The sequence below is a fragment of the bacterium genome, assembly GCA_035527515.1.
Taxonomy (GTDB): Bacteria; B130-G9; B130-G9; order B130-G9; family B130-G9; genus B130-G9.
The window spans coordinates 1-6544 of record DATLAJ010000013.1 but is presented as its reverse complement, the minus strand read 5'-3'; the positions used below and the strand labels follow the sequence as shown (position 1 = coordinate 6544).

Here is a 6544-nt window from a genome sequence, read left to right as displayed (position 1 = left end):
AGGCAGGAAAAGGCTGCTTCATTGGCCGAGGTTATCGGGTTGCTGGCGCGCCTTGCCCGCCAAGAGGGTATCCCACCAGAACACGTCAATGTCGATTTGCCTCTGCAGACCCTGCTATGCGATCGCGAGGGGACGACAAATCTCTCCTCTGATGCGTGAAGCTATGAAGAATGTTGCAGTGCTTTGTGTCGCTATTGGATGCCCAGCTTGAACACAAAGAGCTTCAAACCAGAGTTGCGGACGCAGGTTATCGATGGCTTGTGCATTGCAGAGAGTGCGGCAGCCGATACGCCTCGATCGGCCGCGATTATCTCGCTTGCTCGGCCGCCCGCGGCAGCGGCACCTGTTCGAACCGGCAGAGCATCCGGCGCGGGTCTCTTGAAGCATTGATCGTTAGTGGCCTATGCCAACGCTTGATGGCCCCAGAGCTCGTAGAGGAGTTCGTCCGAGCCTTTCACAAAGAGTGTAATCGGCAGCGCCGCGACGAGGACCAACTCCATGATGCAAAGAAGCGGGAACTTAAGGAGGTGGTACGAAAGCTCAACGGACTTATTGACGCTATCGCAGACGGACTGCGCGCTCCGGGCCTGCAGCAGCGTTTGACCGAGTTAGAGGCACGGCGGGCACAACTCGAGGAAGGCATGGCTGCAGCGGCAGCGCCTCCCGTCCGGCTCCATCCGAATTTGGCCCTTCTCTATCGAAAAAAGGTTGAGCGACTGCAGGAGGCTCTCAACCAGCCAGAAATCGGAGATGAGGCGATTGAGGTGCTGCGGAGCCTTCTCGAGCGCGTCGTCATCACTCCTGTGGAGGAAGGTTTTGACATAGAGATCATCGGCGAGATTGCCCAGATGATCGAGGTCGGCATGGGAGACGGAGAGAAGAAAGGTCCCATCCTCAACGAGAGGATGGGCCGTTCGGTAAAAGTGGTTGCGGGGGCCCGCAACCAGCGTTGTTTGCACCTTGACCACGCGATTCTCTAAGTGGCGTTTGGTACCTTAACGCCAACTCAGAGATGTCCGCTTTCGAGGGTGAAGCGAGCATCCATGATGTGCGCACAATGTCCGCCCCTGGGCACCACCCCACCTTCATTCGCATTTTTCTACAAAGACTTAGGGAAAGTGGCGCAAGCGGCTTCCGATTTTGGCGTAAACTGAAACCCATTTTAACGGCTGGGGAATGCTGGAATGGCTTTCGATGCGCGCGCCGAGAGTACGACGAGGACACCCACTCTTCAGACGCCGAGAAACGGAGATTTGCCCTCTAAGGCCCGCAAACTTCCCTATCTCCCCGGGCGAGGGCTGAGATGGTTAGCCCGTTTTTTGGAAGTTGCCCGCTGCTACATGAAAGAGATCAGGGCTTGCATTGGGCACTTTCCGTTGGAGGTCGTACTATTCGGACTTCGGAGAGGCTTTGCGGCTGATCGGGTCCTCCTCTACGGACGCGACGCTGTCCAGTCAGGCCGCTATCTGAGCGACCTGCAACGACAATTCAGCCGATTCATCAACCCCAAACCAGTTCGAGAACTTCTCGAAGACAAATTGCTGTTCGAGTCGCTAGCAAAGCAATTTGTCCGTGTTCCCAGAAACTATCTCTATTGTGACAACAAGCGTCTTGTCGTCTTGACCGATGAATGGCCAGAGATAGCGCTGAGTGACAATAGCTCTCAGCAAAAGCGATTTGTCATGAAGCGATCAAGAGGAGGCGGAGGGGTCGGCATAAGCTTCGTAGACGTCAAACCAGAATCTGTCTTAGTCGACGATACGCCGATGACTTTAGACAGATTCTATGAAGTATTCAAAGAACGTGACGATCGTATTCTTTGTGAATTCATACAGCAATCGGACTTCTGCGCTCTCATCTATCCCCACACGACAAACTCCATACGAGTTATTTGCATGCGCGACCGTGATGGGGAACCCTTTATTGCAAGAGCAGTTCTTCGTCTTGGCACCACACAGAGCAAAGGAGTGGACAACTTTGGCCGCGGAGGCCTGTCTGTCGATATAGACCTTGAGACGGGCAAGCTCGGCACGGCAGTTCAGCACAATGCGAAAAGCCCGAGAGCCCCGCTCGTGTACGAAAACCACCCCGACACTGGCGCCCCATTGCGTGGTCAGTCGCTTCCTCGTTGGGGCGAGGCCCGCGACCGATCGCTGCTTCTCATGCGGCAGCTACCCTTCATAAATTACGTAGGTTGGGACATTATCCTGACGGAGCAGGATCCTGTGTTCCTGGAGGGCAACAACTACACCGGCGTACGACTGGCGCAGGCACATTCGGGCCTCCTCGATGAACCGCGGATTTGCGACTTCTATCGAAGGTTCGGGATCATTTAGCGAAGAACGGAAGTAGTGTGCCTCGTGGCAGACGCCCTTGAATCGTACGTAAAGCGGGCCTATCGGCAAATCGTGGGTGCTCGGTGCTACGAACTCATCGAGTTTCGCCGCCATCTTGGCTATTGGCCCAACCTAGAGCATCCGCGGACCTTCAACGAAAAGGTTTGCGCAAGAAAGTTCCGCCCGTTTCCTGAGGCAGGCATCCTGGCAGACAAGCTCGCGGTTCGAGAGTTTGTTACCAAGAGAGCGGGACACCAGTTTTTGACGCACCTTTTCTACAGCGGAACATCCCTTGAGGCAGTGGACTACGACGCGCTGCCGGACCGTTTCGTATTGAAGGGCAACCATAGTAGCGGCCAAGCCGGATATCTCCTGGTGCGAGATAAGGCAGCCTTGCCAAGAGAGGCCTTTGTCGCTGCAGGGCGGCGCATACTGCGGCGAAGATTTGGGCCGGAGGTCAATGAATGGTGGTACGCCAAAATTGTCCCTCAGCTTCTCGTTGAGGAGATGCTGCTGGAGGATGACGGTTCGCTGCCAACGGATCTCAAGTTCTATGTCTTTGGTGGTGTCGTTCATTACGTACAAATCATATCCGGACGTGACGGTACGGCTAAGAGCCGGTTCTATGATCGGTTCTGGCGCCCCCAGCCATTTACGCGTAGAGGGTTCGATGGTCCGGTTGACATGCCGCGCCCGGGCACCCTCGATGATATGGTGACACTCGCCGAAATTCTGGGTGACGGTTTGGAATTTGTTCGAGTGGATTTGTACTCGATTGGACCCCGCATCCTTTTTGGCGAAATGACCTTGGCGCCGGGTGCCGGCTGGATCGCTTTCGACCCACCGGAATACGATCTCATATTGGGAGAGCGCTGGCCGGTTCGGGTCTTGCCAGTTTCAGAGCGCTGTGCTTGAGAGCAATTCTTGTCTTCTTTCCGAAACCAAGATGGATTGATCCCCACGAGTTCTCTTTCTCTTGAGAATTTGTCCGCATCAGAAGGGGCGAACAGCGTTGCCAGTGGCAAGTGATCACATTGGGGTTTCATCAGGTCTGTCTCTGCCTCCACCGCTTATGGATGGCTATCTTGTTCACAGTGCTGTTTTGGCACGACGACTTGATGTGCTTCTGCTTCCGCGTCAGGTCCTTTTAGCGGGCCCGACGGGAGACGAGGTGGGCGTCTTGTCTTTCGTGCATGGGGTGCCCGAGGCGTCGACTGTGGTGGGGGTCACATACGCTCAGGACAAGCGGTTGCGGCGCAAACTTCTGAATTTGGCGGGACTTTCAACCCCTCCCGGGATTACTTTCTCATCTCGGGGAGAGATGAGTTTGCAGAGGTTCATCTCTCGTCATGGCTTCCCTGTCGTACTCAAGGAGGCAATCGGCGAAAACCCTTCCCCCAAAATCGACAAGATATCCAGTGACCAGGAGCTCCTTTCCGCCATTTCACGTATGAAGCGGCGCTCCGAGGACCACCTGTCTCCTGCCAGAAGTCTTGTTACATCCGCCTACGCCGAGAACTCGTTGAACGTTCATGAGGACGAGCAGGGCCACAGGGTCGCAGCACCCGGAGCCCGCCTATTGGTCGAGAAACATGTCTCCGGACGCTACATTCGGTGCCTCGTTTGTGGCGGTCGCTTTCTGGCAGCCATCGAAAAGACCGCGGCAACCCCAGAAGAAACCTGGATGTTGGTGGAACGGCTGCATGATGACTTCAAAGATGTGGCGCTGCGGGCAACAATGGAGATCCCGGGACTGGCAGTCGCGTCCGTCGATCTCGTTGTCGGAGACCCGACCCTATGTCGAGAGGGCCAAGCATATTTTGTGGTCGAACTCTGCGAGCGGCCTCGACTAGAGAGCTACCTCATCGCCTCTCCAGCCCTCGCCCCGTCTCTGGCAGACAGATTTCTGTGCCACCAAGCAGAGCAATCTTCTGTAAGGCTGCAAACTCCGGCTGATGTTGTGGCAACCTTCATGCGCGCGGAGAGCCTTACCGAGCCGCAACTCCTCTTGCCGGTTTTGCGCGATACCTGCAACGCACTTGGGATTGTGGGATTTGCTCGCCCAGGAGATCAAACCAGCGGAATTGTTGAGGGGCACCTTCAAGGCAAACCCTCAACGATCGCACGCGTCATCGAGGCTCTAATGAGCGGGACCCATTTTGGACAACGCGCAATGGCAATCGAGGCGGCGCAAACGCCGCTGGAGAGCTATGCGGACTTTACGGTGGCGTGACCATGCAGCCACTCAAGCCATGCGATGATTCGGTAGCAGCGACCTCAATTAGATTGAGCACGATTCGCGCCATGACCTTCAGGCCACCGGAACTGACGGCCGGGGAACCGCAAGCAAATTTTGCAATCCACGTGCAGAGTGTCGACAGTAGGTTCTCTCACGTCATTGCAGAAGCTTTGATCACTCACGACAAGGGCTTGAGATTTCCGGCGCAGATATGGCCCGTCGCTGAAGAGCTGTGCCGACATCTCGGCAAGACCCAAATCCCCGCTGGCTCTGTGCATTCCGTTCTCAGTGATGCATTGATCGAGATCTGTGAAACCTTTGAGCAAGATGAACAGGATGAACTCATTCGCAGCCTGCGCGACGTGAGCACAGATAGGTCTTGGACTCGCCTTCTTAGCCCCTTTCGTTGGGCTTTGGGCAAGCGTATGCGTCGACGCTTGTCAAACGACGAGGCCTTGCACAAACTTCTTGGCGTTTTCGCCGCGGCGCTGACCAGGCTTGAGGGCACGGTCGAAACAGACAGCGATGATGTGACCACGACGACGGATGTTGAGGACTTTTATGAACGATGGATTGGTGAGGTCGACCGCAGCGTCTGCTTTCCAGAGCCTCCACTACCTTGCCTTGAAGGGAAGCCCGCAAACGTCTACGGCGATGCTGCATTCGTTAGGAACCATCCGAAAGATGCCACCAAGGGCCACCTTGTCGAGCGCGAAGCGCTTGCGTATGGCCTTGCAGTATTGAGGTTGCCAAACGGGTCCTTCATAGCGACCGACCGCGCGGGAACGCGCTTGAACTTTAAGTGGAGCCGCTCTCCCGCATCGAGCGGGGTCTCACTTGCTTTATGCAACCACAAAGAAGCCACTCGTGCTCGGCTTGCACGGTGCGGCTTACCTGTCGCATCTGGCCGTATCTTTTCCAGTGACGACGGCGATCGCATTGCGGCTCACGCGGAGCGCATCGGCTACCCAGTCGTGTGCAAACCTGCAGCTGGAGTCCGTGGCATTGGAGTCATCACGAACATTCGCAATAGGGCTGAGCTTGATCGGGCACTACAACTCTACGGAAAGAGCCCACTCGGATCCGATGACTTACTCCTTGAGACGCATGTTCCAGGTGACGACTATCGGATTGTCGTCGTAGGCGACAAGGTGGTCTCCGCAGTTTGCCGAAGAACCGCTTCAATTGTCGGCACCGGCGATCACAACGTTGCGGATCTCATTCTTCACAAGAACAGACTACGCGCGCACAACCCTCACCTGCGTTTACGCCTCATCCAATTCGACGACGCGGCGCGATATCAATTGGACAGTGTTGATTTGACGCTGGCATCTGTGCCGGAGAAGGGACAGTGGGTCTATCTCGCAAATTCAAACAACATCTCCCGCGGAGGAGACAGTATCGAAGTGCTCGATGATCTACATCCGTCCATAGAACGAGTTGCGGTTCGAGCTGCGCAGGCGATTCCCGGTCTTGGTTTTTGCGGCTTGGATCTCATTCTGCAAGATCACACCAAGCCCATCGATGAACAGCAGGCCGCAATCATAGAACTAAACGCCCATGGCGCCATCGGCACCGGTCAGTATCCAATGTGGGGCCCGCCCCGTAACGTGGCGCGAGAACTTCTACGTCACTGCGCTAACAAAGTTGGGGCTGAGCTAAGCCCGACACCGGCTGCAAACCTTCGTGTTAGGATGAGAGTACGCGGAAGGGTCACCAGAGTTGGCTATAGACGGTGGCTCCGCAAAAGAGCCAGTGCGTTCGGTATAGCCTGCGACGCCGTCAACGAGGATCAATGGACGGTGGTCGCAACGCTGGAAGGGGCTACTGCGCCCGTTGCAGCCTTGGCAAACGCGGCGGTACGCGGACCTCGAAGGGCGATTCCGTTCTGGGTAGCTGTCGAGCACCTTGAAAACACCGACCCATCAGACAATCCGATCGAGACGACTGCCTAATCAGTCTCGTCTTC

Annotated in this window: 5 protein-coding genes; all 5 read left to right on the top strand. The window is 55.9% G+C overall.

The window, feature by feature from the left end:
* Positions 1-170: 170 nt before the first annotated feature.
* The 5 genes from VM163_00600 to VM163_00580 all read left to right on the top strand — a co-directional run bounded on the left by VM163_00600 (position 171) and on the right by VM163_00580 (position 6530).
* Entirely contained in the window at positions 171-980 is an 810-nt protein-coding gene (locus VM163_00600) for a zinc ribbon domain-containing protein (protein HUT02377.1), read from the top strand.
* Between the two features lie 204 nt (positions 981-1184).
* Positions 1185-2336 (top strand): sugar-transfer associated ATP-grasp domain-containing protein, encoded by a 1152-nt coding sequence (locus VM163_00595; protein ID HUT02376.1) that lies wholly within the window; start codon positions 1185-1187, stop codon positions 2334-2336.
* A 24-nt stretch (positions 2337-2360) separates the two neighbouring features.
* Positions 2361-3251: an ATP-grasp fold amidoligase family protein gene (locus VM163_00590; protein ID HUT02375.1), complete on the top strand. Its 891-nt coding sequence runs from the start codon at positions 2361-2363 to the stop codon at positions 3249-3251.
* A gap of 412 nt (positions 3252-3663) precedes the next feature.
* Complete coding sequence (locus VM163_00585; protein ID HUT02374.1) at positions 3664-4569, top strand: hypothetical protein; 906 nt, start codon at positions 3664-3666, stop codon at positions 4567-4569.
* A gap of 2 nt (positions 4570-4571) precedes the next feature.
* Positions 4572-6530 carry an acylphosphatase gene (locus VM163_00580; protein HUT02373.1) on the top strand — a complete coding sequence of 653 codons (1959 nt, stop codon included), beginning with the start codon at positions 4572-4574 and terminating at the stop codon, positions 6528-6530.
* The last annotated feature ends 14 nt before the right edge of the window (positions 6531-6544 follow it).

Bases quoted from the DNA above. Each gene is read 5' to 3' on its own strand.
- VM163_00595 (HUT02376.1), top strand. From the start codon at position 1,185: ATGGCTTTCGATGCGCGCGCCGAGAGTACGACGAGGACACCCACTCTT.
- VM163_00580 (HUT02373.1), top strand. From the start codon at position 4,572: ATGCAGCCACTCAAGCCATGCGATGATTCGGTAGCAGCGACCTCAATT.
- VM163_00600 (HUT02377.1), top strand. From the start codon at position 171: ATGTTGCAGTGCTTTGTGTCGCTATTGGATGCCCAGCTTGAACACAAA.